General features: G+C 61.6%; 19 protein-coding genes, 1 tRNA gene and 3 pseudogenes. 9 read left to right on the top strand and 14 right to left on the bottom strand.

What is annotated here, in order from left to right; genetic code table 11:
* Together VOI21_RS23465 and VOI21_RS23460 are read left to right on the top strand one after the other, a co-directional pair.
* A pseudogene (locus VOI21_RS23465) lies at positions 1 to 144 on the top strand (IS3 family transposase); the annotation flags it as partial.
* A gap of 24 nt (positions 145 to 168) precedes the next feature.
* Positions 169 to 285 (top strand): annotated as a pseudogene (locus tag VOI21_RS23460) (IS481 family transposase); the annotation flags it as partial.
* 77 nt (positions 286 to 362) lie between these two features.
* Here the strand turns inward: VOI21_RS23460 and VOI21_RS23455 are convergent.
* From VOI21_RS23455 to VOI21_RS23440, 4 genes are all read right to left on the bottom strand, one after another.
* On the bottom strand, positions 363 to 890 hold the full coding sequence (locus VOI21_RS23455) for a terminase small subunit (RefSeq protein WP_323772398.1): 528 nt from the start codon (positions 888 to 890) through the stop codon (positions 363 to 365).
* A gap of 468 nt (positions 891 to 1,358) precedes the next feature.
* A complete protein-coding gene (locus VOI21_RS23450) occupies positions 1,359 to 2,003 on the bottom strand; it encodes a hypothetical protein (RefSeq protein WP_323772397.1) in 645 nt (214 codons plus the stop codon).
* Between the two features lie 790 nt (positions 2,004 to 2,793).
* A complete protein-coding gene (locus VOI21_RS23445) occupies positions 2,794 to 3,036 on the bottom strand; it encodes a hypothetical protein (RefSeq protein ID WP_323772396.1) in 243 nt (80 codons plus the stop codon).
* Positions 3,033 to 3,332, bottom strand: coding sequence for a hypothetical protein (locus VOI21_RS23440; protein ID WP_323772395.1), 300 nt, complete (start codon positions 3,330 to 3,332; stop codon positions 3,033 to 3,035). The genes VOI21_RS23445 and VOI21_RS23440 overlap by 4 nt, the downstream gene beginning before the upstream one ends.
* A gap of 198 nt (positions 3,333 to 3,530) precedes the next feature.
* On the opposite strand from VOI21_RS23440, the gene VOI21_RS23435 reads away from it, so the two are divergent.
* The 3 genes and pseudogenes from VOI21_RS23435 to VOI21_RS23425 all read left to right on the top strand — a co-directional run.
* Positions 3,531 to 3,602: transfer RNA gene (locus VOI21_RS23435), tRNA-Cys, on the top strand.
* Between the two features lie 256 nt (positions 3,603 to 3,858).
* Positions 3,859 to 4,257: a hypothetical protein gene (locus VOI21_RS23430; RefSeq protein WP_323772394.1), complete on the top strand. Its 399-nt coding sequence runs from the start codon at positions 3,859 to 3,861 to the stop codon at positions 4,255 to 4,257.
* 186 nt (positions 4,258 to 4,443) lie between these two features.
* Positions 4,444 to 4,880, top strand: a pseudogene (locus VOI21_RS23425) (integrase core domain-containing protein); the annotation flags it as partial.
* A 276-nt stretch (positions 4,881 to 5,156) separates the two neighbouring features.
* Here VOI21_RS23425 and VOI21_RS23420 read toward each other — a convergent pair.
* Positions 5,157 to 10,121: a RecQ family ATP-dependent DNA helicase gene (locus VOI21_RS23420; protein WP_323772401.1), complete on the bottom strand. Its 4,965-nt coding sequence runs from the start codon at positions 10,119 to 10,121 to the stop codon at positions 5,157 to 5,159.
* Positions 10,122 to 10,756: 635 nt separating this feature from the next.
* Here VOI21_RS23420 and VOI21_RS23415 point away from each other — a divergent pair.
* A complete protein-coding gene (locus VOI21_RS23415; RefSeq protein WP_323772393.1) occupies positions 10,757 to 11,902 on the top strand; it encodes a Hint domain-containing protein in 1,146 nt (381 codons plus the stop codon).
* Positions 11,903 to 11,965: 63 nt separating this feature from the next.
* Here VOI21_RS23415 and VOI21_RS23410 read toward each other — a convergent pair whose 3' ends face one another.
* The 5 genes from VOI21_RS23410 to VOI21_RS23390 are packed head-to-tail and all read right to left on the bottom strand — an operon-like array spanning position 11,966 to position 16,532.
* The gene (locus VOI21_RS23410) at positions 11,966 to 12,265 is read right to left on the bottom strand and encodes a DUF4387 family protein (RefSeq protein WP_323772392.1); all 300 of its coding nucleotides are present in this window, start codon (positions 12,263 to 12,265) and stop codon (positions 11,966 to 11,968) included.
* Complete coding sequence (locus VOI21_RS23405; RefSeq protein ID WP_323772391.1) at positions 12,262 to 13,611, bottom strand: acyclic terpene utilization AtuA family protein; 1,350 nt, start codon at positions 13,609 to 13,611, stop codon at positions 12,262 to 12,264. Before VOI21_RS23405 ends, VOI21_RS23410 begins: the two co-directional genes overlap by 4 nt.
* Positions 13,611 to 15,116: a tripartite tricarboxylate transporter permease gene (locus VOI21_RS23400; protein ID WP_323772390.1), complete on the bottom strand. Its 1,506-nt coding sequence runs from the start codon at positions 15,114 to 15,116 to the stop codon at positions 13,611 to 13,613. Before VOI21_RS23400 ends, VOI21_RS23405 begins: the two co-directional genes overlap by 1 nt.
* A 10-nt stretch (positions 15,117 to 15,126) precedes the next feature.
* The gene (locus VOI21_RS23395) at positions 15,127 to 15,567 is read right to left on the bottom strand and encodes a tripartite tricarboxylate transporter TctB family protein (protein WP_323772389.1); all 441 of its coding nucleotides are present in this window, start codon (positions 15,565 to 15,567) and stop codon (positions 15,127 to 15,129) included.
* Complete coding sequence (locus VOI21_RS23390) at positions 15,567 to 16,532, bottom strand: Bug family tripartite tricarboxylate transporter substrate binding protein (protein WP_323772388.1); 966 nt, start codon at positions 16,530 to 16,532, stop codon at positions 15,567 to 15,569. Before VOI21_RS23390 ends, VOI21_RS23395 begins: the two co-directional genes overlap by 1 nt.
* A gap of 98 nt (positions 16,533 to 16,630) precedes the next feature.
* On the opposite strand from VOI21_RS23390, the gene VOI21_RS23385 reads away from it, so the two are divergent.
* Genes VOI21_RS23385 through VOI21_RS23375 form a run of 3 tightly spaced genes read left to right on the top strand, consistent with a single transcriptional unit; the run spans position 16,631 to position 19,667 of the window.
* Positions 16,631 to 17,296 carry a response regulator transcription factor gene (locus VOI21_RS23385; protein ID WP_323772387.1) on the top strand — a complete coding sequence of 222 codons (666 nt, stop codon included), beginning with the start codon at positions 16,631 to 16,633 and terminating at the stop codon, positions 17,294 to 17,296.
* Between the two features lie 59 nt (positions 17,297 to 17,355).
* Positions 17,356 to 18,663 (top strand): sensor histidine kinase, encoded by a 1,308-nt coding sequence (locus VOI21_RS23380; RefSeq protein WP_323772386.1) that lies wholly within the window; start codon positions 17,356 to 17,358, stop codon positions 18,661 to 18,663.
* Entirely contained in the window at positions 18,636 to 19,667 is a 1,032-nt protein-coding gene (locus tag VOI21_RS23375; RefSeq protein WP_323772385.1) for an extracellular solute-binding protein, read from the top strand. The genes VOI21_RS23380 and VOI21_RS23375 overlap by 28 nt, the downstream gene beginning before the upstream one ends.
* Before the next feature lie 28 nt (positions 19,668 to 19,695).
* Here VOI21_RS23375 and VOI21_RS23370 read toward each other — a convergent pair whose 3' ends face one another.
* The 4 genes from VOI21_RS23370 to VOI21_RS23355 all read right to left on the bottom strand — a co-directional run bounded on the left by VOI21_RS23370 (position 19,696) and on the right by VOI21_RS23355 (position 25,219).
* Positions 19,696 to 20,661: an oligopeptide/dipeptide ABC transporter ATP-binding protein gene (locus tag VOI21_RS23370; RefSeq protein ID WP_323772384.1), complete on the bottom strand. Its 966-nt coding sequence runs from the start codon at positions 20,659 to 20,661 to the stop codon at positions 19,696 to 19,698.
* A complete protein-coding gene (locus tag VOI21_RS23365) occupies positions 20,658 to 22,541 on the bottom strand; it encodes a dipeptide/oligopeptide/nickel ABC transporter permease/ATP-binding protein (RefSeq protein WP_323772383.1) in 1,884 nt (627 codons plus the stop codon). Before VOI21_RS23365 ends, VOI21_RS23370 begins: the two co-directional genes overlap by 4 nt.
* The gene (locus VOI21_RS23360; protein WP_323772382.1) at positions 22,538 to 23,485 is read right to left on the bottom strand and encodes an ABC transporter permease; all 948 of its coding nucleotides are present in this window, start codon (positions 23,483 to 23,485) and stop codon (positions 22,538 to 22,540) included. The genes VOI21_RS23365 and VOI21_RS23360 overlap by 4 nt, the downstream gene beginning before the upstream one ends.
* Positions 23,486 to 23,629: 144 nt before the next feature.
* Positions 23,630 to 25,219, bottom strand: a complete 1,590-nt coding sequence (locus VOI21_RS23355) for an ABC transporter substrate-binding protein (protein WP_323772381.1) — start codon at positions 25,217 to 25,219, stop codon at positions 23,630 to 23,632.
* Positions 25,220 to 25,280: the final 61 nt, after the last annotated feature.

The raw sequence follows: 25,280 nt of genomic DNA, 5'->3' as shown, positions 1-25,280 counted from the left end.
GTCAGGCCACACTCATCGCTCGGGAACAAAACACCGCTGCAAGCGCGCCCGACGCTTGAGCAATTTGAGGGCTCCGCGCCCGGCGCGCTTGCGCCAGACGACGAAGCCGAATACCCAAATCCAACCTGCAGACTCTCGTTATGAATGAGGGACCAGCAGGGGGCAGGTCTTCCGCAATCAGCCTTGGGCAGTAAAACGCCCTTGCAGGCCATGAAGGACTGGCACACTCTCAAGCCGGAATTATTCAAGAAACAACCATACTACCGTCCGGGATGTGACACATAGGGTAAGGGATCGCCATTCCGTCCAGGATTGCGAAACTCCACAGAAATAAAGTCCGGATGTACCTCAACCCCTCCGCCTCAGTCTTTTGCCACGTACAGGGTTCGGGCCTGTCCCATGATCGCCTCCAGTAGCGTCTTCTTGGGATCCTTGGCATCACTCTCGTAAAGGTTGAAGTGCTTTGCCAGCTTCTCCAATGCGCTATTCTTGTCCCAGAACTTGATCTCGGTTGTGACGATAGTTTCGCCCGTTTCAGAGCCGGGGATTGCTTTCGAGGTGACCTTGATCGACCGGATGGCTCTGGCGGTCCTTTCCGGCAGGACATCGATGGGCAAGAGGTTGCCCTGCTGATCGAAGGATTCGCGGATGTCGCTAAAGGCGATCTGCGCGATTTCGTCAAGCACCTGTGCAGACGTCATTTTAGCCTGTTCGGCGGCAGCGTCCTGCAGCTCACGAACACGCTGCCGGATGTATTCATTTGCGTTCATCCGGGCGGCGTTGGATCGGTTCGGCTTATAGCCGGCCTCGACACAGGCCGCGTCAATGGTCAACCCGGCGAGCCGGGCTTGGGCGAAGGCTTCGTGACGCGTGTTCGCGAGACAAGGCATACTGATCTCACCATGAGATAGCGGGTTACTCGTGGGGTCACTTTTACCACTATGTGGGCCCGCTGGGAAGAATCGAGGTGCGATAGGGGCAGGTTGAGCGGACCCTGCTTAAGTCCCGTCCGGCGCCAGCAGAATGAACTGATTCGGTGGGTGACCGTCTGCTCCACAACACCCATCGACCCGTCCTTAATGGGGCATCACTGCGCAAGACCAACGACGCCGCAGCCGATCCGAAACAGGTAATCGACACTTGAAGTACCCATTCCCGAATGGGATCAGAAATCCGAGTTCAGCGGTCTCACCTCAGGTGATCGGATTCTCCAGAACCGCTGACCGGATGTCGCTGGGTCAGGCGACCGTGTGATCGGGAATGTGCGCACGCTGCGATAGTCGCACGGGTCAGAGCTTAGGATCACCGTCCCCGGGCGTTCCGGCATATCGTCGGGCGCGACCTCGGCCGCAAGCTATTCATCGAATAGTGACCAGAACGGAACGGTCATCAGAAGCGACACGTTCATTCCGGCTAATATTTCGGAAGCTGGACAGGGCAGAGCCGCCGCTTGCAACCGCTCGCCGTGCCTCTGCCACTAGCCAATCAGGCGTTGAGCCGATCCCTTCCTTGGTGCCGGGGTTTGCCACCAGCAGGCCATCAAGGTCATCCTGCGGCAAGATCGGTTCCGATCTATGCTCTTGGACGTAGGTGCAGGTGTACGGTTCATCTAACCACTTCGAAAAGGTATTCGCATCGTCAGGCGCAGTGATGGAGATAATCAGCGCATGCCCGTCACGCTTGCCCAGGCCGAACAGGATCGAATTTTTCGAGAATGTCGTCCTTCTTGCGCTCCACGACGCGCGAAATTCCAAAAATGTCAGCTTAGAAGCGCCGCCCAGGATGCTCTTTCCGGCCGCCGCAATGACACGGGCCAGGCCGCCGCCGTTCTCTGCCTTCTCAACCTTCAGCTTGGAGCCGCGCCGGAGCGAAAATTGCTCCTGCTCATCTTCGGGCAATCTCTTGATGAAGCCTACCGGGAAGCCGAAGGCGACCTTAGCTTGATCCCAGTTTCGCGCCGCGAAGACGATTTCGCGCTTGGGCGTCAGGGCAATCTCGCCCATCGAATGCCCCAACGGGATACCCGCCGAATGCGGTGTCTTGGCGTTCCCGCGTCCGCTGCTCAGAACACCCGCCGCAATGTCTTTGGTGCAGGCGCCGCACACAAAGCCCGTTTGATCACGGGTCTCCTACAGCGGCTTCCCAACTGTCCGGCCCATGGAAGCGATCAACTTGGAAAGGAAACGCATAGCCGCCGAAGCCTAATTCGATTCCTTCGCCATGACCCGTCCCGTTTTTTCTCTCAGAGGCTCGGCAGAGTGAGAGGAACAGCCAGCTCCGCGACACATTCCTTTAGTCCAAACCGGGGCATTGGGACCACATCACGATATATCAGTATCATTGACATACCTCGCATTTGGACGCACTACCGCCACCCGCTCCTGCCCCTAACCACTCCCAAGGAAGATCCTTGAGTCTTGGGACAGGTCCGACGCTTCCTCGCTCCGTATCCGCGCGCTGCCCCGTATCGTGGAGCCAGTCGCCTGCCTCGGGCTTCTCACCCGACCCGCCCTTGGCAGCCCTGCCTTGGTGCGGTCCCCGGTCGTCGGCCACGGCTGGCCTGTGCCGGTGGGTTTGTTGGCGCGCTTGTGGTAATGCCAGTCGGAACCGCTTATCACCGGGCCGGGTGATCTCCCCGGAGCGTCATTACCTCTGCTATCGCGCAGAAGTCAGAAACGCGGATGGAGTGCCCCCCTTGGCATGATGTGCCCCGCGCTGCGGGTATGCTCATTGCCAGGGGGCCAAATGATGCCTGCCAATGCCGGAGCCATCCGACAGCGGCACGGCAGGCCATCACTCGATGACTGGGCATTCCTCATCTTCATTGCCATACGCGAACATCTCGGCAACGAGACGGCGCATCATGGGCAGTTGTTTCTGGGACGGGCACCAGTTGCGGCGCCGGGATTGCTTGACGATCGACGTGGCAAAGCCCTGCGCCCATGTATTCGTCGCGCGCTCTGCCAAGATCGGCATGTAGAACAGCAGGCGTTCCAATTCGTCGGCGGGGGCTTCGATGCGGGAAACGTAGGTCATGCCACCGCCTCCCCCTTGAACGTGCCGAACAAGGCGATGCTGCCCACTTGGTAAGCCGTGTCGTGGTCTTCCATGCTGCGAAGCGCCGCGTAAGCAATGCCTGCCTTTTCGTCCTCGGACAGCAGCGCAGAGAAGATCAGCGTAAGGTCCGCCGCCCGGTCGCCAGTCAGGCCCAGCGTCAGGACGTAGCCGATGGCGCGCGCCACCCGCTTGTGGGCCGGTTTGGCCCATTTCGACATGGCCGAGCGCGCGGGTTTAGCTGAGTTGAATGCCTCTGAGGTGGAATAGATGCTCATACCAGCGCCCCCCAGTGCATTGCCAAAATAGGGAACAGTGCGATATACTCGCCCGCGATACAGACGCCTTGCACAACGTCTTGAACCTCGGTTGCGCCCGCCAGCGCGCCGGGGTTTTCGTTTGCACCGGTCAGATCGGCGTTTGAAACTTTCTCGGAAAGTTCACGGTTTGTCAGGGCATGTTTTGAAACAGCACTCGCTTGATTTTCTTGGGAAAGAGGCCGGATTGCAAATCCGTGTACACCGGTTCGATTCCGGTACTCGCCTCCATTTCATTCCAAATCATAGGGTTAGCGGCTGAACGGTCGCGTGTGACACAAAGTGGGACACACGCCCTATGGTGCTGTCATCCTATCTAAGCCCCTCTCGTCACAGTGTTTATTACATCCGCTAGCCTATCCCTCCGTCCAAAGAGGGCAAGCGGACCACAGTTCGCATATCCCTGCGGACACGTTGCCCGGATAAGATTGGTGATTTGGCCCGCCATCTTGCATCCTGCGGACGAATACTGCGCGAGAACAATGCATTGGCGGGACTGAGACAAAGCGAGATACGCGACAAGGCGCAAACCTACTTCAAGGCGCAACTGGACCAGTACCTGGACTGGCTGGACCGGCGCGGCCTGTCGAAGAACGCCTTGGAAGACGTTCGCTACGAGATGCTGGACCACGAAAGCTATCTCGACATGGAGATGGAGAGTGACCAGTACCTGCCCATCAAACCGTTCCTGAGAAAATCGGGCCTGACGACGCAGGACTGGCAAGCCAGCCAGCCCATGATGCAACGCGAACTCCGCAAGGGTCGCCGGGACTTGCTCAGGGCCGTTCTGGAAGCCGCTGAGCGCCTTGAGCATTATTCCTATCAGATGCTCCGGCCATCGCGCCTGCCGCTCCTGCGCCCGCTCTGCCCGCGTCACCGCCCTTAGGCGCGGCGGTGGATGATTTCATCCCAGAGCTTTCGCGCCAATCGGCTGGCAAGACCATCGGCCAGAACCGGGCTTACCTCAACATCCTTGTGGAATACTTCGACCCTGACCGGTTGCTTGCCACAATCACCAAGCAGGATGCGAGCGAGGTGAAAAAGGTCTTGCAGGCGCTACCGGCCAGCTGGAACACCAAGCCCAAGTCGAAGGCCATGCCCGGACGACAAGGTGAACCGCGCCTTCGTGGCGGACATGCCGAACCAGCTCTGGGTCAGCGCACGCCGACCGAGGCTGACAAACTGATCCATCACAGCGACCGCCGCAGCCAATGTCTGTCGATCCGATATACAGAGCGGCTCGCAGAGGCTGGCATCGATACCTCGGTCGGCAGCGTCAGAGTTTCCTATGACAATGCCCCGGCCGAAAGCATCATCGGCCTGTTCAAGACCGAGGGCATCAAGTTCCTCGGCCCCCGGAAGTCAGTTGGCCAAGTCGAATGGGAAACCCTGAAATGGGTCGACTGGTATAACAACACGCGTCTGCACAGCGCCATCGGTTACATCACCCCCAACGAAGCAGAGGAGGCATTCTATGCAAACTTGAATGCTGCCGAAAAAGCAGCCTAATCACTGAACCAGAAACTCTCCGGTCAACCCGGGGCGGTTCAGACACTGGGGAAGAAAACTCCGAATACCCGCGTTGTCCGCACAGCAATGCCAGAAGCGGACCGCAGACGGTGACCTTTCCGATTGGGGAAACGCTCAGCGACGTGGAGGCCGTTGCCAACGAACGCATGTCGTCAGTATCCATAGAAGATACTCAGCCGCGCATCTCTCTTTCCCCGCTGGCACTTCGCGACCCGATCCTTGGCATCATGGAAAGCAGCGCTGAAGGGCCCTGCCTCAGCAAGCTTCCAGAATTATCTCCGGCAGGACAACTTCCCAGCTTTCCCTGCGCAGCTTTGTGCGGTGGTCTTCACCGCTTTCATGAGCGTGACGCGCGACGATTGCGCCAACCTCGGCGGAGACGACGCGCTGGCCATCCGGGACAGTCCAGCCACCTTTCATGACGATCAAGGCGCGCCCCTTGGTGTCGCGTATCGACCAACGCGCGCCGTCCTTCACCAGATCGAGCCTGTCACCAACCTGCGCCTGAGCGATCCCTGCAAGCCGAGGATCGTCTTTCCTCAGACGGCCGGGCCAATCGATGAACACCTGGCTCATGTCCGGCATCAGATACGTCCGATCCGGCGGCCAGTCTTTCGCGTCGGGCAGCGCGGCATTTCGGCGTAGAATGTTGTCACCTGCCGGAGGGACAAAGGCGTGGGCGCCCTGGGTCATCACCGCAAGACTGCGCCTTGCCCGCGTCATCGCGACGTAGAGCAGGCGACAGGGCGCATCGAGATCTTCGTTTCGTGACGGCCTGTCCCAACCGCCGTTCAGGATCACCACGTCGTCGAACTCGAGCCCCTTGGCGCGATGCGCAGTCATCAACAACAGCCCCCGCTGCTCTCCCCGTGCGTCGCGCGCCCATTCGCCAAACCATTCCGTGAGATCCGGCACAGAGACCTGCGCGGTGCCGATCTCTTGGGCCAGAGCGGCGATACCTTCGGCGATCAGGTCGGTCCACCGATTGCGGGGCATGTCATTCACGACGTCCAACAAGTCCGTCACGCCCAGAACGCGTATTCGATCGCGGCCAATGCGGTCGATGAAGTGCCGCATCTCGCGCAGGCGCCAGAGGCTTGGCAAGCTTTCGTTGGCCATCTCGACCGGGATGCCCTGCGCCTCGGCATAGGCGCGCACCGGGGCAAGTTGCCGCCAGTTGCGGGCGACGATGGCGGTGCGCGACCAGCTCCAGCCGGATTCCAGCGCCGCCAGACGCTGCAATTCACTCACCGCTGCGACGGCCTGCATCCGATCCCCGGGCGGGCATTGAAGAAGCTGCACCCGTCCGTGCCCGACAGGGTCGCAGGCCTCCATCACACCGCCCGGCGCGTCCTTGCGCCGTTTCCGGTCGATGGTGATGTCGTGGCCCAGTTTCATCCTGCCCCTTGCGCCGGCAATCACTGTGTTCGACGCCTCGATGATGTGGCGGGTCGAGCGGTAATTCTCGACGAGGAATTCGGGTTTCGCCCGGTAATCCTGTTCGAACTGACCGATGAATTTAATCGATGCCCCGGCGAAGGCGTAGATATTCTGGTCGTCGTCGCCCACCGCAAAGAGGCTTAGCTTCATGTCCTCGTCGTCGATGGACCGCCCGGCAACGGCCGCGATCAGGGCATATTCCTCGGCACCGATGTCCTGGTATTCGTCGACGAGGATCCACCGATAGCCCTGAATCAACGTCTCGCGCTGCGCCTCGGCCTCGGCCTTGCTCAGGCCGTCTCCGTTCAACAGCCGCACGGCCTCCATCACGATGCCGTCGAAATCGCGGCTTTCTGCCTGCGACCCTGCAAAGCTGGCACCCACGAGCCGCATGGCCATCGCATGACAGGTCGAAACCGTCACGCCAAAGGCCTCGTCCCCCACCAGATGCCGCAGGCGCGCCCGGATCTCTACCGCCGCGTGACGGTTGTAGCTGAGAACAAGGATGCTGCGCGGGTCCTCGCGCCGGACGCGGATCAGGTAGGCGATGCGGTGCACCAACACGCGGGTCTTGCCCGACCCCGGCCCGGCAAGAACAAGAACGTTGGTGGCATCCCGGTCGTCGGCGACGATCTTTTGCTGAACCGGGTTGCCGAGGGCTTCGACGACATTTTGCCACGACCTTCCGGTTGTCTGTCGCTTCACCTCGGTCGTCTTGCCCCTCATCCAGCGGCCCATAAAGCCTTCTTGATCGAGGGTGAAATAGTCCTCCGTCAGACGGACCGCGTCCTGCATCGAGGACAGCCCTGTTTCCGCGTAGGCCGCCATCACATGGGTCTGCACTGTCTGCTCGTCGTAGTGCTCTTGCAAAGGCGCGAAGTCCGCCTTGAGGAACTGCGTCTTGCCGGGCGCCAGTTGCACGGTCATCGCGGGCCGGAACACGGTCAGCCCCTTGCCAAGCGTCACCACTCCCTGCTCATGCAGCCATAAAAGCGCGCGGTCCATCAGCCGCGTCATCTCCTTGACTTGCCCTCGCAGGAAAGCGTCGCCGGTCAGGGTCGCCAGCATGTCGCCCAGAGTGGTCTCGACCTGCTGGTCTTTGCCCCGCTGACCTTTTTCGAGCCGTCCCAGCAGATGCTCGACCAGCGCCTCGCCGGCCTGCCGGCGCAGTGCAGCCGATTGTTCCAGAACCGACCATGATCGCTGCAAGGCCACAAACAACGTGTCGCGGGATGCCTTGCGCAGGCGGACATTGCCCTTGCCGCCGTCGAGGTCGCGGCCGTCACGCGCCATGCCACGCAACAATTTCTCGACGACGTCGGGGCGGACGTGGCTATGACCTTGGTCGCGCAGCTTCTGGCTGGCCAGTTGCAAGTTGAAAGGCGTGCTGACCGCGTCCTCTTTGTCAGGCGCTTCTTCTCGCATGACCGCAATCAGGTCGGTCTCAAGCCGCGTCGTCTGCCCGAGCCGCTTGCGGGAATCGTCCACTACCCCGGAGTGCACAAAAACTGTCACCGCCGTGTCGTTCCGCGCGATTCCGAGGGTTTCGAGATCCGCCATCGCCTTGGTCAGTTGCCCGCCCGTCAGGCCGCTGACACCGGTCAGCTCATCGGTGGAAATCCCCTCGTCAGGCGGGGCGTTCATCAAGTGGCGCACAATGTCCATCAACTGCGTGCGGCGCATCCCGGTGATCTGCGCCTTTTCCACCAGTGCCCCCGCCTCGTCGATGCTGCGCACCCGAAGCGACGAAGGAAAGACCTGCACGCGGTTTTCCTCACGCGACAGCAGCTTGGCTTCTTCCAGCCAAGAGATCGCGGTCTTGACCCGCGTGTCGTCGGTGGCGCTCTCGCGTTGGAATTCGCGGTCATGTTCCTGTCGCACGATCTCTCCCGAGGTGGCGACGACAGTACCCGTGTGGCGGGTCCGGACATCCATCCGCCGCACCGCTTTGAGGATGGCCCCGATTTCGCGACGGTCGAGCCGCGACCGCGCGGATAGCTGGAATTGCCGCTCCACGTCGTCGGGCGCATAAAGCAACACGCAATTAGCGCCGGCGCGGTCCCGCCCGGCACGGCCTGCCTCCTGAAGGTAGTTTTCAAGCGAGCCGGGAATGTCACCGTGCACCACCAGCCGGATGTCAGGTTTGTCGATACCCATGCCAAAGGCGTTGGTGGCCGCAATCACCCGCAACTGGCCGATGCGAAACCGCTCCTGAATGGTCTTTTTCTCGTCCGGCGTGAGGCCCGCGTGATAGCGCTCTGCCGACAATCCCTGTTGTTGCAGGAACTGTGCGACTTCCTCAGTCGCGTTGCGCGTTGCGCAATAGACCACGGCACCAGAGGCGCCTGCGGACGGGAGGCGCTGTTCGATGACATCGAGGATGTCGGCCAGCTTTGTCCGCTTGCCGGTCGAGCGCACTTCAAAGCTCAAGTTGGTGCGCGAGGCCCCGCCGTCGAGCAGCAACAGTTGGGTTCCAAGCCGCTGGTGAAAATGATCCCGAATATCGCGCACCACCTCTGGCTTGGCGGTGGCGGTCAGGCAGATCACCGGGACCGGATCCTCGTCCCCTGCCGTTTCGCGTATGAACCGAGAGATGTAGCGATAATCCGGCCGGAAATCGTGCCCCCATTTCGATACGCAATGCGCCTCGTCCAGCACCCATAGGCCAATCTCACGCTGTTTGAGAACAGAGCGCACCGAGACGCTGCGCAACTGCTCGGGCGAGATCAGCAGCATCGCGGCCTCGCCCATTCGGACCTTGTCCAAGGCATCCTGCCGCTCTGGTAGCGACAGCATTCCGTTCACCGTGACCGCCGAGGAAATGCCTGCCCGCTCCATCCCGGCCACTTGGTCAGCCATGAGCGCAACCAGCGGCGAGATCACGACCGTCAAAGCGCCGGTCCGGTCGAACTTCGCCAGAGCCGGGATCTGGTAGCAGACAGATTTGCCGGTCCCGGTGGGCAGGATACCCAGCAGACTGTTGCCACGCATGCCCTCATCGACGATGCGCTCCTGCAAGGGGCGACCGTCTGCATCGGTGGGCACCGGCCGGAAGCCATCGAAGCCGAACCAGCGAGAGAGCGCCTTGACCGGATCGCCTTTTTCGCGGCACCAGACGCAGTTTGGCGCGTCGCAGGCCGTGTCGCGCAGGCGTTTGACCATGCGTGCCGCATCCGGAAACTGCATCCGAACCCATGGCGGCATGACGGAGTCGCCTCCCGCAACCGAAATCCACGCCAAAGCATAGGCCAACGGCCATCCCGTCTGCGGCGCGCCGATCTGCTCCAGCAGGTCCTGCAAAGCCGTGGCGCAGGCCTCTTCGTCAAGCAATTGCCACAGCGCCTGTCGCGCCTGTTCAGCAGAGGGCACGCAGGCAGCACGGACATGTCCAAAGACAGCCTCGAAACCCCGGTCCTGTTCGCCCAGAGACGTCAGGTAGTGGTAGGCGGCAATTGTGCTGGGCGCTTTTACGTTCAATGTGCGGAAGGCGTCGAATTGGTTTTCCAGCACCTCAAAGACCAGCCGCGCGTCTGCCTCCGGATCGTTGACGTGCCCCGACAGAAGGCGCCCGTCGTGGTGATGCTTGACGAGGCGGTGATACGGGTTGCGCGGAAAGGCCAAGGGATTAAGCCAGAGCGTGTCGATCGGCGCCTTGGCAAGCGGTCCAAGTCTCGGCCGCATGGCCGCCAGATGCGGCAAGTCATGGCGCAGGATATTGTGCCCGATGAGGTGCCGGGTCTCGCCGAGGTCAGCCTCTAACCGATCCAGCGCCGCCGCCATATCTCCCCGATGGCACCGAATTGCGGGCCTATCGTCATAGCGCACCGCCGCAAGATCGAATACCCGCGCCGTTTTCGGATCGACCTCAAGGTCAACGGACAGACATTCTGCCAAGAAGGGATCGGGCTGTTGGACGGACTTTAGCAGGGGGCACCGGCGAAGTTATTTATATCAATAACATGTGTGAGATACTTCGCGTAGCGGGGTCAAGCGTGACCCGGAAATATACGTTGTTCGGGCGCAAATTCTGTGTCCACAAAGCACCTCCCTCAAATGCGAATTTCATAGAGATGGGGCCAATTCAACTTACCCGAAACCCTCGGGATGATCGTGAATAAGCAGGTCAGCGCGATTGCCTTTCCTATACTGTATTGGGTGAGCCACGCCTAAATTTTCTGGACAGGTTTTGACGTAAATTGAGTCAACTTCGCCCTGCTCATCAGGGTTGGCTGTTTTGCGTCGCAGGCAAAAGCACCGCAGGAATTTGATCGGTAACGACCAAATCGGAACGCACAATCTGATAGAGGAAAGCAGTCGGGAAACCTGCGCGACTGAACCCGGACGCGAAAATTAAGGCCTTTACGAAATCAAAAGTACTTTGCGACAAACCGTTTGGCATCGCAGGAGTTACGGCCATGCCTACAACCTTCACGCCACCGGACCATGAGTTCGCCGCCGCCAGCGGCGACAACGTGAATTGGGACCCGGACTGGAGCTACTTCGATTACCCGCCGAACTCTACCGCGAACCTCACCGTGACCTCAAACGACGGAGATCTTGATCCCGGCAAATTTGAAACCGGCGAATCCTATGACCTCACGTGGACGGGCCATGGCGGTGGAAATATTGAAGATGCCGTGGTCATTCGCTCGGACTATCTTGGCCCCGGACAAGGGGCTATTGTGTTCGAGGGCACCAATACCGTGTCGGGCGAGCTTGTTCAGATCGTCTGGACCCCCTCGTTTGATCTGGAGTCATGGTATTACGACCATGGTGGAGGCCCTTCCAATTCACCGGGGTTCTGGACTTCGGACCAGGATCCCGAGAGTTTTCAATTCGCATGTTTTGCCAAGGGGACAATGATCGAAACGCGCGATGGTCCGCGCGCCGTTGAAACCTTGTGCGCGGGCGATCTGGTGATGACGCTGGATCACGGCCCGCAGGAAATCCTTTGGACCCATTCCAGCGATCAACCGCTGGAGCACGCAGACATCCAATCGAAACCTGTGCTGATCAGCGCGGGTGCTTTAGGCCCGGACCGGCCGACCCACGATCTGATCGTCTCACCGCAGCACCGGATGCTGGTAGGCGGCCAAGGTCAGATCAAAGCCGCATTCGAAATCGAGTATCTGGCCCCGGCCAAGGCGCTGGTCGATTTGCAAGGTATCCGGTTCATGAACGGCAAGCGGGCCATCACTTGGGTGCATTTCGCCTGTGCCCGTCACGAAGTGGTGTTTGCAAACGGCTGCGCGTCGGAATCGCTGTTGCTGGGACCGATGGCGCTGCAACCGCTGACCCGAAGCGAACAGGCCAAGGTCGTTCAGACGTTCAGCGCCCTCCAATCCGATGCAGAGGCGTTGAACGGTCACGCTGTGCGACCCTGCCTCAGTGTTGGCTCGGCCCGTCAGCGTATTGAGGCGCATCTCAAGCAGAAGACAACGCGCAAGGCGCAGGAAGCCCACAAATGGGATGCCGACCTTGCGATCGAGAAATCGGAAATCAAACAGCGTCGCCAACGACAGCCGAGCGGCCAAGTGATGGAACACATGCTTCGGCCCTGACGTGTCGCCTCAACCAGCCTGTCGACTACTGGGCTAGCATTTCGGAGGTAGCCGCCCCAATGGTCAGATATCGATCTCGCCAATGATCTGCGCAAAGGATGCGCCGTGCATATCCCGGTCGAAAATCGTCCCCTGAATTGCAGGGCGCGGCAGGCTGAACTTGACGACATTCAGGTCCGGCATGTCGAACCGTTTGAGAGATGTCGGATCAATCCGGAACGCGTCGGCCACGCGCGCCGTGTCCAGCCCGCTGGACACGCGCGCGAAAACGTCGGGCGCACCGCAAAACACATCGACCGTCAGCCAGAACGGTCCGGCGTTCTTGGACCGGACTTTGGGGACCAGATCGGCAAGCTTGCTCATGCGCCCAACTCCTCGGTGGTCAGGGTGAAGGCCGCCATCGGATCGTCCAGTTCCAGCACGTGGTTCAGGCAGAATTCGTAGATCGCCCCGCGCGACATTTCGGCCGGTGAAAAGGGAAAGGCGAAGGTCGGCATTTCTTCTTGTTCGGTCAACGGATGGTGCAGCAGGTAGGGGTTCAGCATCTTGGCCACCTCGCGGCTTTGCGCCTCTGTCGGGGCGGTCACGATGCCCAGCACCCCGACCTCACTGCCGACAACAGGGGCGGTGTCCAGCGGGCCCAGAGTGGCATCGACGCCGATCAGGCGGAGTTCCATTGTGAACTCTCCGCCGACGCGGTCGCGGGCCTTGGCGCTGCATTTGGCGTGGATATCGTCACACCACTCACGGATATGCGCCACGTAACGCGGGTCGCACACCAGCGCCAGAGAGACTGTCTGATAGCCGCCCAGCAGCGCGCCCTCCAACTTGACAGTGTAGGTGTCAGAGGGCACCCATTCGCTGCCCTCGACCCGCACCTGACGGTCGTCCAGCGCGGTATAGCTGGCCCCGCGAACATCCAGATGCCCGCCGGGTTCATAGAGGATATAGGGATCAGAGTTCTCATACAGCATATGGGCAGAGACAGTGTGCGGCGTGGCGCGCGCCTCTGCGCCCATCGGCGTCATGGTGAACCCGGTTTCGTCAAACGCGATCAGAATGGTGCCGGAATTGGGACTGGTGGTGGCCAGCGCGCCGCATTCGCCAATCTTGGCCCCGTGCCACGCGCCGCCCGCGTGACACCCGCGCGCCAGCGGCAGGGCAGAGATGATCGCCGTGTCCGTGGTCCGGCCCGCGATGACGATATCTGCGCCGGTGTTCAGCGCGGCCTGAACCTGCTCGGCCCCGGCCAGCGCCACGATGTTAGAGCACTCGCGGAACGTCTCTGCCGTCACCTCGGGGGCGGCGGCCAGCGGCGTGATGCGCCCCGCCTCGAACGCCTGAGCCATGGCTTCGGGCGACTGACCGCTTTTCAGCACCGCCAGCTTCAGCGACGCGCCGGTCTCGGCGGCGATCTCACGGGTGATCTCGACCAGCCAGTCGACCGCATCATCCGCGCCGCAGGTCCCCGCCGTGCCGATGATCAGCGGCACGCCCGCCTCGGCCCGAGCGGCCATCAATTCGCGCCACTCGGCCTTGGTCGAGCCGCGCGAATATTTGGATGTGCCCGTGCCCAGATAGTGGGGTCCGCTGTCGGTCGACCCGCCGTCGATGGCAATGATGTCGGGCTTTTCGGCGATACCACGGGCCAGCGCGGCCCGGTCGTACCCCAGACCCAAAGCACCGGAGGGAATAAGCACCTTGACCATCAGTCGGTGATCCTTTGCGGTTTCTTCATGATGCCGCGCAGGAACATCGGCGCGACAAACCCGGCCACGGCGACAACCCAGAGCGAGGTCGCGATGCCAGAACTGAACAGATAGGTCCAGTCGCCATCCGACAGCACCATGGCGCGGCGCAGGCTGTCCTCCATATGGCCACCCAGCAGGATGCCAAGAATGATCGGCACCGTCGGCACGTCCAGCTTGCGCAGCACCCAGCCCAGCGCGCCAAAGCCCACCATCAGCAGCAGGTCAAAGTACGACCCCGACAGCGAATAGATGCCCACGAAAGAGATCATCGTGACACCCGGCAGCAGCACCCAGGGCGGCACGCTGAGGATCTTGACGAAGATCTTGACCATCGGGACGTTCATCAGAAGCAGCACAAAGTTGGCGATCAGCAGTGAGGCGATCAGGCCCCAGACCACCTCGGGCCGTTCGGTGAACAGCGTCGGGCCGGGGGTGATGTTCAGCGTCATCAGCAGCGCCAGCAACACGGCAGTGGTGCCCGATCCGGGCACGCCCAGCGTCAGCATCGGCACCAGCGCGCCGCCAGCGGCGGCGTTGTTGCCCGCCTCGGGGGCGGCCACGCCCCGCGCGACTCCGGTGCCGAACTTGCCCTTTTCACCGGCAATGGATTTTTCCGACATATAGGCCATAAACGACCCCAGCGAGGCCCCTGCCCCCGGAAGCACACCGGCAACAAACCCGATCAGGGAACTGCGCAGTTGCGTCCACTTGGTGTCCCAGATGTCGCGCCACGGCACGGTGACCTTGTCCAGCTTGACCCCGATCGAGGTGTTCTTGCCGTGGCTCTCGATGAAAAAGAACACTTCGGCGATGGCGAACAGGCCCACGATGGCGACAAGGAAATCGATTCCGTCGAACAGGTGCATGTTGCCAAAGGTCAGCCGCGGCAGACCAGAGTTGTTGTCGACCCCGACCATCGCGATTCCCAGACCGATACAGGACGCAATCGCGGCCTTGGCCTGGTTGTTCGAGGCGATGCCACCCAGCGTGGCAAAGGCCAGCAGGTAAAGCGCGAAATATTCCGCCGGACCAAACTGGAAGGCGATCCGCGCCAGCAGCGGTGCCAGCAGCATCAGGCCGACGGTCGACAGGAACGCGCCGGTAAACGAGGCCACGCCCGAGATTACCAGAGCATCACCCGCCCGACCCGCCTTGGCCATGGGATATCCGTCCAGTGTGGTCATCAAGGCGGGTTCGTCGCCCGGAATGTTCAGCAGGATGGAACTGATCCGCCCGCCGTACATCGCGCCGTAATAGACGGCTGTCATCAGCACCAGCGCACTGGTCGCGTCCAGCCCCATCGAAAAAGTCAACGGGATCAGGATCGCCACGCCGTTCGAAGGCCCAAGGCCCGGCAGTGCGCCGATGATCGTGCCGATAAAACATCCAAAGACGGCCAGCATCAGGGTAAACGGGCTCAGCGCGATGCCAAAGCCAATCGCGAGGTTCGAAAACAATTCCATGTCGACATCCTCAGCCGTGCAGGACGGCCGGCAGCGCAACCAGACCAAGGCCCAGCGCGAATTTGAAAATGATGAACAACCCGACCGACAGGCCGACACCGGCCAGCGCGGCAGCGCGGGGGCGCGGGCTGATCTGATAGCTCAGGATCGCCGCCGTGATCGCTGTCGGCAGCAGGAAACCCAGCGGCTTCAACGCGTAGGCATAGGCCACCAGAACCACCACGGCGACAAGCAGCGCACCCAGCGTTCCCAAAACGGGCCATTCCGGGTCTTCGTCCGGACGCAAGACAACGATGAGACCGCAAAATGCAGCCACGCCGCCGACGATGAAGGGGAAGGTGCGCGGGCCGACCGGATCGGCCAGAAAGCTGGTCTGAATCTGTGTGGCGCTGGCAATATATGCCAGCGCCACCAGGGTCACGACCGCTCCGAAGATGCGGTCAGAAACCATTACTGGATCACCCCGATCTCTTTCGACAGGGTGCGGATTTCAGCCACGACACCGTCGACATAGGTTTGGAAATCAACGCCAACCTTGGTGAAGGGGGCAAGACCGTTGGCAGCCATCGCTTCTTTCCACTCGGCGCTGTCAGCCACCTTTTGCAGACGCTCGGCCCACATGTTGAAATCGTCGTCGCTGATGTCCTTGGGGACATAGAGGCCACGCCAGTTCACGGCGACCACGTCGATCCCCTGCTCTTTGGCAGTGGGGATGTCCTCAAAGCCCGGAACGCGCTCATCGGTCAGAACCGCAATCGCCCGAACGTCACCCGACTTCAGAAAGCCGACGATTTCGGACATGTCGCCGGTCATCGCTTGGGTAAAGCCACCCACGGTCTGGGTGATCGCATCCGCACCACCGTCGACGCCGATGTATTTGATCGCCCGCACGTCGGTCACACCGGCACGTTGCAGGATCATCAGCGGCTTGAGGTGGTCAAACCCGCCCACGGCAGAACCACCGGCAAAGGCTATCTTGCCCGGTTCGGCCTTGATGGCGTCGACCAGATCGTTCAGCGACTGATAGGGGCTGTCTTTGGCCACAACGATCACACCCGGATCGGCACCGATGGCCCCGACAAAGCGGACCTGATCAGCCGTCATGCCAGCATAGGCGTTCTGTGCCAGCCGGGTCGACGTCGCCGACGAGGCTGCAACGATCAGGTCGGCGTCATCGCCGCGTTCGCTGACCACATGGGTAAAGGCAAGACCGCCACCGGCACCCGCCATGTTGGTGACCTGCACGGGTTTGTCGACCGCGCCGATGTCATACATGATCTTGCCGATCTGGCGGCAAGTGAAATCCCAGCCACCGCCGGGGTTTGCAGGGGCAATGCATTCCGCCGCATATGCAGCGGACGCGCCAAAGCCCAACACGGCGCTGGTTACCAGCGCCTTGAGTACGTGATTGTTCATATTTTCTCCTCCCGTTTGACACGACGTGCCGTGTCCAACATGCTTAAAGGAAATCCTGAACCTGACAACAACCTGTCACGTTCTGAAAAAGGTTGCAGATGCGGTTCCTGCTGATCGAAGACAGCCCCAAGCTGGCCCGCGCCGTTGCGGAACGGTTGCAACTGGATGGACATGCGGTGGATCACGCCGAAACGCTGGATGCCGCCAGCGCCTGTATCGCCGTGGCGGACTACGATCTGATCTTGCTGGACATCATGCTGCCTGACGGCGACGGGCGGGACTTTCTACAGCACCACCGCGAGGCGGCGAACAAGACGCCTGTCATCGTCATCACGGCGCGGTCGGCGGTGTCCGACAGGGTCGGACTGCTGGACCTCGGGGCCGATGACTACATCACCAAACCCTTTGATTTCGCCGAGCTCGAAGCCCGCTGTCGCGCCGTTTTACGGCGTCAGGGCGGCCCTGCCGACAACCGCAAGAGCTTTGCCGGAACGGTTCTTGATTCCAGTGCTGCTGAATTGCAGTTTTCGGGAAAGGCCATCCCCCTGCGCAACCGTGAATTGCGCCTGCTGGAGGTGTTCTTCAATGCCCCCGGGCAGGTGTTTTCCAAGACCTATCTGCTGGACCGGCTGTTTTCCCTGACGGATGAGGCCAGCGAAAACGCCATAGAGGTCTATGTCGGACGGTTGCGTAAGCGTCTAGAAGGCTCGGGCACGATCATCGAAACCGTGCGCGGTCTGGGCTATCGCATGGTCGCCGCGTGAACGCCCGCGGATCGATCCGCCGCCGACTGTTCTTTCAACTTGCGGGTGTGGCGGCCCTTATGTCCCTGACCTTTTTTCTGGTGCTGCGCAGCGTCGCGGAGCGCGCCGCCGAAGGCACTCAGGACGGCATTCTGGCGGCCTCGGCCACAGCGATGGCGGACAGCCTGCGCAACGTGGCCGACGGTGTCACGCTGGACCTGCCCTATTCGGCGCTGTCGATGCTGGGCTCTGTCGGGCAGGACCGCGTGTTTTACCGCGTGGTCGTGGATGGCCAGACACTGACCGGCTATGACGACCTGCCACTGCCGCAGAATATCCCCTCCAACGGAGAGCCGAAGTTCGAGTCGCTGGTCTTTCGCGGCGACAAGGTGCGCGTGGCCGTTGTCAGCCGCACGGTCGGCAATTTGGGCAGCCTGATCCGGGCGGACGTGGCCGTGGCCCAGACACGAGAGGCACTAGAGGCCACCTCACGCCGGATCACCGCAATTGCCACCGGTGTCGGGGCCGGGTTCTTTGTTCTGGCGACACTGCTGAGCCTCTGGGCCGCGCAATCCGCGCTGGCCCCTATCGACCGGATGACCGCCTCTGTGACACGGCGCGGGCCAAAGGACCTGCGCCCGGTGACAACTGACACGCCAAGGGAACTTGTGCCGCTTGTCGATGCGCTCAACAGTTTCATGTCGCGATTGCGCGCCTCATTGTTGCGGACCGAGGATTTCATCGCCGAAGCGGCGCACCGGGTCCGCACGCCGCTGGCCACTGTGCGCACGCAGGCCGAAGTGACCCACCACAAGCTGACCAAGCCCGAGCATAAGGCCGCCATCCGCGAAATGATCCGCGCCATCGACGAAAGCTCGCGGTCGGCGGGGCAGATGCTGGATCATGCCATGGTGACATTCCGCGCCGACAGTCTGGCCAAGGACGCGCTGGATCTTGTCCAGTTGACCGTTGAGGCGTGTAACCGCCTCGCGCCAACCGCGGAACTGAAGGACAACACAATCCTGCGCAGCCTGCCGGATCACCCCGTCACCTTCCACGGGGACGGTATCCTGCTTCAGGCCGCCTTGCTGAACATTCTTGATAACGCGATCAAATACTCCCCCGCCGAAAGCGACGTGCAGGTCCGTGTGACCGAAGGCGACGAAATTTGCCTTTCCGTCACTGATGAGGGGCGCGGATTTGGCGGCGTGGACATATCGCGCCTTACAGAACGCTACCAGCGCGGGTCCAACGTGGGTGACATCGTCGGCTCGGGTCTTGGGCTGACCATTGCCCATGACGTCGCGCGCGCCCACGGCGGCAGGTTGTCGATCACCGAAAACACGAAGGGACAGGGCGCATGCGTGTCACTTTACTTGCCGCGCTGATCTGGTCGGCTCTGGCGCTGCCGGCGCTCGCGTTCGAGATCGAAGACAGGGTGATTTACCCGTCCAGCACACCCGGCCCGCTGCTGCGCATCCTGTCCACCACGGACCGTGAGGCGTTTGAGCCGATCATTCTGGCATTCCAAGCCGAATACCCCGGCATCGCGGTGGATTACACCATCGCCAGCACCACAGAGCTGATGACGGCCCTTCATGACGAGGGCGCGGTGTTCGACCTCGCGATATCCTCGGCAATGGACCTGCAAACCAAGCTGGCCAATGACGGCTTTGCCCTGACCTATAGCGCCGCCAACACCGGCGCGCTGCCAGACTGGGCCAACTGGCGCAAACAAGTCTTTGCCTTCACGCAGGAACCGGCGGTGCTGGTTCTTTCAGACAGGTATTTCCCCAGTGGTTCTGCGCCGCGCACCAGAGACGACCTGATCGACCTTTTGCGCGCCGACCCCGACCGTTTTCAAGGGCGGGTTGGCACCTATGACATCCGCAGTTCCGGGTTTGGGTATCTCATGGCGACACAGGACAGCCGCAACAGTCAGGCTTTCTGGCGGTTGATGGAGGTCATGGGCAGGCTGGAGGCCAAGCTTTACTGCTGTTCCGGCGACATGATCCGCGATGTGTCCAGCGGCGAATTGGCGCTGGCCTACAACGTGCTGGGAACTTACGCAGCGGCGCAGCAGGCGCTGGGGGACGGTATCCAGATCGTCGTTCTGGAAGACTATGCCAACGTCATGATGCGCACGGCGCTGATCCCGGTGACCGCCGAAAACGTGCTGGACGCGCAAAAGATGATCGATTTTCTCACCACGCTGGGGACTCGCCCCGATCTGGTGGCGAGTTCGGGGCTTGCAGCGATCGATTCCACGGTCTTGCGGGAAAACACCGCCCTGCGGCCGATCCGCTTTGGTCCCGGTCTGCTGGTGTTTCTGGACCAGTTGCGGCGCAAGAACTTCTTGCGCAACTGGCAGAACTCATTGGTGCAGGAATAGGCGGGCAAATCCCGGCATTTTTGCCCTGTCATCCGTCCCCGACCTCCAGCGGATGAAAGCAGGCCACCTGCACGCTCCCCTGCCCGTCCAGAACCGGCACCTCGGCGCGACAACGCTCTGACGCGCGCGGGCACCGTGCCGCAAAGGCGCAGCCGGGCGGCGGGTTCAGCGGATCGGGCAGTTCGGTCTCTCTGCCCTCGGGTGCTGTCAGCGGGCGACCGACCACCGGCGCGCTGTCGGCCAACAGTTTGGTATAAGGGTGGCGCGGCGCGCGAAAGATTTCCTCCGCCGCGCCCAGTTCCACAACCGACCCAAAGTACAGCACCGCGATCCGGTCACTGACCGCCTCGACCACCGCAAGGTCATGGCTGATGAACAGATAGGTCAGGCCGAAATCGCGTTTCAGATCCGCCAGCAGGTTCAGCACCTGCGCCTGCACCGAAACATCCAGCGCCGACACGGGTTCATCAAGGATCAGAATGCTCGCCTGCGCCGCCAGTGCGCGGGCAATCCCGATCCGTTGCGCCTGCCCACCTGAAAACTCATGCGGATAACGGTCAAGGAACTCTTCGCGCAGGTTTACGCTTGCGAAAATCTCGGCGATGCGCCGCGCCCGCTGCGCCTTGTCCATGCCATGCAGATGGATCAGCGGCGCCTCGATGATCTGACGGATCGTCTTGCGCGGGTTCAGCGATGAGATCGGGTCCTGAAAGACATACTGGATGCGTTTGCCGAACAACGCCGGATCGGCGTTATCCAGCGCCGCGCCGCCGATTTCGATCGTGCCGGTGGTCGGCTCCAGCAGCCCCACCAGCATCCGCGCCAATGTGGACTTGCCGCAGCCCGACTCTCCCACGATGCCCAACGTCTCGCCCTGCGCCACGGTCAAAGTGATCGGATGCACCGCCTTGACCGACGCCTTGGGCGCGCCGAAAAGCCCCCGCCCCAGGGGAAAGCTCTTGGACAGGTCGGTCAGTGTCAGCGCGGCACTCATTCGGCGGCCTCCGTCAGAGGGGTCACGGGATGCAGGCAGCGCACGGCGCGGTTGCCCTGCCGTTCCAGCATGATCTCGCCCGCGCGACAGTTGGCCTGCACCCGGTCACAACGGTCGGCAAAAGCACAGCCCTCGGGCAGTTTGTCGACCACCGGCGGCAGGCCCGGGATCGCCTCAAGCCGCCGCTTGCCGCCGCCCAGTTCCGGCACGCAGGCCATGAGCCGCGCGGTATAAGGATGGGTTGGCGCCTCCAGCACCGATTGGGTCGGTCCCTCTTCGACAATACGGCCCGCGTACATGACGGCAACCCGGTCACAGAGCTGCCCCACCACGCCAAAGTCATGGGTGATAAAGACGATAGCCAGCCCGCGCGAGCGGCGCAGATCATCCAGAAGCGACAGGATCTGCGCCTGCACGGTCACGTCCAGCGCGGTCGTCGGCTCATCCGCGATGATGATGTCGGGATCATTGGCCATCGCCATAGCGATGCCAACACGCTGGCGCATCCCGCCCGACATCTCATGCGGGAAGTCGGTCAACCGTTGTTCGGCGTTGGGAATGCGCACCGCCTTCAGCAATTCGACGGCACGCGCCTGCCCTTCGCCCCGCCCGATGCCATGATGCGCGCGGATCGCCTCTATCAACTGGTCGCCGATACGGTAGAGCGGGTGCAGCGTGGCCTGCGGGTCCTGAAAGATATAGGCGACGTTGCGCCCGCGCATGTCGCGCAACTTGCGATAGGGCGCGCCGATCAGATCGCTGCCGTCGTATCGCACCGCCCCACCCGTGATCACACCGGGCGGCGAGGCCACCAGTCCCATAACCGACAGCGCCGTGACCGATTTGCCCGACCCGCTTTCGCCGATGATGCCCAGACACTCTCCCGGTTTGACATGCAACGACACGCCGCCCACCGCGCGGTAAATCCGGTCGCGAACATGAAACTGAGTCTGCAAAGCCTGCACCTCCAGCAGGCCCTTGCCCTCTGGCTCCGGCACCGGCCCCTTCCGCCTGACCATGGTCGAGGCCATAGGCCGCGACAGCGCACCGCTTTTCAACCGCGGGTCCAAAGCATCACGCACCCCGTCGCCCAGCAAGTTGATCGCCATGACGATGATCAGGATCATCACCCCCGGCACAACGGATGTATGCGGATTGGTGATCAGGGCAGAGCGCGCCTCTCCCAGCATAGACCCCAAATCCGCCTGCGGTGGCTGCGATCCCAGCCCAAGGAACGACAGACCAGCGGTTTCGAGGATCATCCAGCCAATGGTGGTCGACATGGCGATCACAATCACCGGCACCACGTTGGGCAGAATTTCCGTCAGGATAATCTTGGTATTCGACAACCCGGCCAGCCGCGCCGCATCGACAAACTCCTTGTGGGCGATGCCCACGGTGATGCCGCGAATGTTGCGCGCAAAGAACGGCACATTGACCGCCGCCACCGCAATCAGCGCATTGAACAGACCGGGGCCAAGGGCGGCCACAATCGCCAGCGCCAGCAGGATATAGGGAAAGGCCATCAACATATCGACGCCGCGCATGATCAGGTTATCGGTCCGCCCGCCATAGAACCCGGCGATGATTCCAATGGCCGCCCCCAGAGTGGCCGCGACCACTGCGGCAGCAAATCCGACAGCAAGCGACAACCGCGTGCCCCACAACAGCCGTGACAGCAAATCGCGACCTAGGTGATCGGTGCCCAGCAGCGCACCTTCGGAAAAGGGTCTGTGAAACCGCTCAGACGTATTGGTAACATTCGGCTCCGCCAAAGGCAGCAGCGGCGTGATCAACGCCAGCAGCACAACCAAAACCAAAACGATCCCGCCCGCCAGCGCCAACCTGTTGCGGGCCAACAGCTTGAGAAACCCCCTCATGTCTTGATCCTCGGGTCCAGCAGGCTTTGCGCCACGTCCACGAGGATGTTGAAAATCACGTAGCAAGCGGCCACAAAAACCACGCCCCCCTGCACCAGCAGGATATCGCGCTTGAGGATCGCATCGACCAGCATCCGCCCGACGCCGGGCCACTGGAAAACGATCTCGATATAAACCGCCCCCGACAGGACAAAACCCGCCTGTATACCCAGCACCGGAATGATCGACACCATCGCCGCCCGCAACGCATGCCGCCAGATCACGCCGCGCTCATGCACACCCTTGGCGCGCGCGGTGCGGATGAAATCCTGCCGCAACACTTCCAGCATGGCGGACCGCGACAGCCGCGCAATCACACCCGTCGCCACCACCGCCAGCGCACTGGCTGGCAACACAAGGTGATCCAACAAGGCCCAGATGTCCCGCGTCCCATAGATCGGCCACATGCCTGACACCGGGAACAACCGCAGGTTCACCGCGAAATAGAGGATCATCATCATGCCAAGAAAAAACGACGGGATCGAAATGCCCAGCAACACCACAAAGGTAATCGCCTTGTCTCCCCAGCCATACTGATTGGCCGCCGAGACCACGCCCGCCGCGATCCCCAGCACGGAACAGATCACAAAGGCGGTTCCGGCCAAAATCAGCGTCGCGTTGAACCGCTCCAACACCTCGTCGATCACCGGACGGTTCAACGAAAAGCTGGTGCCGAAATCACCCTGCACCATATTGCCCAGCCAGATGAAATATTGCGCGACCAATGACTTGTCCAAACCCAGGTCGCGGTTCAGTTTTTCAACATTCTCGGGCGTGGCATAGCTGCCCAGAATCGCCGTCGCCGGATCGCCCGGGATCAGCGCCATGATCGCAAAAACGATCACCGTGATCCCCAGCAACACCGGCACGGCCGATATCAATCGTCTCAGGATATAGCGCCCCATGCGCTCCCCCATTTTCCGGAACTCCGACCCCCGCCCTTCTTCTGTCCAGAAGTATCCCGGGGGTGCGCGCCACAGGTGCGCTTTGGGGGCAGAGCCCCCGCCGGTCTGGGCCGGGCTCGATGCCCGGCCCAGACCGCACCGCGATCAGTTTTTGACCACGTCATCCAGCAACAAAAAGAAAGACGGCTGCAAAGAGAACCCTTCGACCTTGTCGCTGGTCACCGCGTTCTGTTTCCAGTTCGCGACAAAGACCCAAGGCGCATCCTCCTGCACGATCACCTGCATCTCCTTATAAAGACGCGCACGTTCCTCCTGATCAGTGGCGACGCGGGCGGCCTCCAACAACTCGTCCACCTTCGGATTGGAATAGTAGCCCGAGTTGAACCCACCCTTGTCCGGCCACGCCTCTGTCCGCAAAGCGAGGAAGGGCAAAGTGTCGGGGTCGTTGGTCATCCACGCCATCTCGGCCATGTCCGCCTTGCCCTCCAGCCCCGGGTTCACGTTGCCAAGGAAGGTGTTCCATTCATAAGTCTCGATCTTGACGTCGAACCCCACGGCCTCAAGGTCGGCCTGAATGGCCGTGCCCATCGCCACCGGGTCCAGCATCCCCGATCCGCCTTCGGTCACGTAGAACGTCAGTTCCGCGCCCTCGACACCGGCCTCCGCCAGCAGCGCCCTGGCCTTTTCGGGGTCATAGGGATAGGGTTCCAGCTCCTCGTTATAGGCCCATGCAAAGGCCGGGGGCGTCGGGCCAGCGGCGACGGCGGCGGTGCCCTCCAGCACCTCATCCACCAGCGCGGTTTTGTTGATCGCGTAGTTCGCCGCCTGCCGGACCAACTTGTCCGCAAAGGGGCCTTCCTTGGCGTTCAGGATCAGGAACCAGACGTGCGGGCCAGCCTGCTCATGTACGGTATAGGCATCGCCCTGAAACTCCGACAACGCCACAGGCGGGACTTCGACCATCAGGTCGATCCCCCCAGCCAGCATCTCTGCCGTGCGGGTATTGGCGTCGGTGATAGGGCGGAAAACGACCGCCTGCAATTCCGGCGCGCCGTCCCAGTAATCGGCGTTGGCCTCAACCACCACCGCCTCGTTCGAGCGCCATTCGGCGAATTTGAACGCGCCGGTGCCGGAAGGGTTGCGGCCGAAATCCGCACCATGCTGCTCAACCGCTGCCGGAGAGACGATCAGACCTGTGGGATAGGCAAGGTTCGACAGGAACGGCGCGTAGGGTCCATTCAGGATGAATTTCACCGTCGTGGCGTCCACCGCCTCAACCGACTCGACCGCCGAAAAGAAGAAGGCCAGCGGGAAAGGCCCGGTGTCGTGGTAGGGGTGGTCCTCGTTCAGCATCCGGTCAAAGTTGAACTTGACCGCCTCAGCGTTGAAATCGCTGCCGTCGTGGAATTTCACCCCGTCGCGCAGGGTAAAGGTGTATTCGGTGCCGTCGTCGCTGATGGTCCAGTCGGTTGCCAGCGCCGGTTCCACCTCCAGCGTGCCGTCCTTGTAGCGCACCAGCCCGTCATAGACGTTCATCAGGATGCGGAAATCGTTGACGGCCGTCACCGCCGCCGGATCCAGCGCCTTGGGCTCTGCGATCTGGCCAACGATCAGGACGCCCGGTGGCGTCTGCGCCTGTGCGCCCGACACTGTGCCAAGCACAGGGCCAAGGGACAGCGCAAGCGCCGTCCCTGCGGCCAACACCCCGCGACGCGTGAATGAAAAGAGCGACATTGCGTTACCTCCGCTGTTGTCTTTGATTTTTATTTTTCATGATAAATTGCATCAGGCCAAA

It is taken from the genome of Antarctobacter sp. (assembly GCF_034670325.1).
Classification (GTDB): Bacteria; Pseudomonadota; Alphaproteobacteria; order Rhodobacterales; family Rhodobacteraceae; genus Antarctobacter.
This window is presented reverse-complemented; position numbering and strand designations above follow the sequence as displayed.

Coding starts and splice junctions, on each gene's coding strand:
- VOI21_RS23450 (WP_323772397.1), bottom strand. CDS start 2,003: ATGGGCGAGATTGCCCTGACGCCCAAGCGCGAAATCGTCTTCGCGGCG.
- VOI21_RS23355 (WP_323772381.1), bottom strand. CDS start 25,219: ATGTCGCTCTTTTCATTCACGCGTCGCGGGGTGTTGGCCGCAGGGACG.
- VOI21_RS23395 (WP_323772389.1), bottom strand. CDS start 15,567: ATGGTTTCTGACCGCATCTTCGGAGCGGTCGTGACCCTGGTGGCGCTG.
- VOI21_RS23360 (WP_323772382.1), bottom strand. CDS start 23,485: ATGGGGCGCTATATCCTGAGACGATTGATATCGGCCGTGCCGGTGTTG.
- VOI21_RS23365 (WP_323772383.1), bottom strand. CDS start 22,541: ATGAGGGGGTTTCTCAAGCTGTTGGCCCGCAACAGGTTGGCGCTGGCG.
- VOI21_RS23385 (WP_323772387.1), top strand. CDS start 16,631: ATGCGGTTCCTGCTGATCGAAGACAGCCCCAAGCTGGCCCGCGCCGTT.
- VOI21_RS23420 (WP_323772401.1), bottom strand. CDS start 10,121: ATGGCGGCGGCGCTGGATCGGTTAGAGGCTGACCTCGGCGAGACCCGG.
- VOI21_RS23415 (WP_323772393.1), top strand. CDS start 10,757: ATGCCTACAACCTTCACGCCACCGGACCATGAGTTCGCCGCCGCCAGC.
- VOI21_RS23405 (WP_323772391.1), bottom strand. CDS start 13,611: ATGGTCAAGGTGCTTATTCCCTCCGGTGCTTTGGGTCTGGGGTACGAC.
- VOI21_RS23410 (WP_323772392.1), bottom strand. CDS start 12,265: ATGAGCAAGCTTGCCGATCTGGTCCCCAAAGTCCGGTCCAAGAACGCC.
- VOI21_RS23400 (WP_323772390.1), bottom strand. CDS start 15,116: ATGGAATTGTTTTCGAACCTCGCGATTGGCTTTGGCATCGCGCTGAGC.
- VOI21_RS23390 (WP_323772388.1), bottom strand. CDS start 16,532: ATGAACAATCACGTACTCAAGGCGCTGGTAACCAGCGCCGTGTTGGGC.
- VOI21_RS23455 (WP_323772398.1), bottom strand. CDS start 890: ATGCCTTGTCTCGCGAACACGCGTCACGAAGCCTTCGCCCAAGCCCGG.
- VOI21_RS23370 (WP_323772384.1), bottom strand. CDS start 20,661: ATGAGTGCCGCGCTGACACTGACCGACCTGTCCAAGAGCTTTCCCCTG.
- VOI21_RS23380 (WP_323772386.1), top strand. CDS start 17,356: ATGTCCCTGACCTTTTTTCTGGTGCTGCGCAGCGTCGCGGAGCGCGCC.
- VOI21_RS23445 (WP_323772396.1), bottom strand. CDS start 3,036: ATGACCTACGTTTCCCGCATCGAAGCCCCCGCCGACGAATTGGAACGC.
- VOI21_RS23440 (WP_323772395.1), bottom strand. CDS start 3,332: ATGAGCATCTATTCCACCTCAGAGGCATTCAACTCAGCTAAACCCGCG.
- VOI21_RS23375 (WP_323772385.1), top strand. CDS start 18,636: ATGCGTGTCACTTTACTTGCCGCGCTGATCTGGTCGGCTCTGGCGCTG.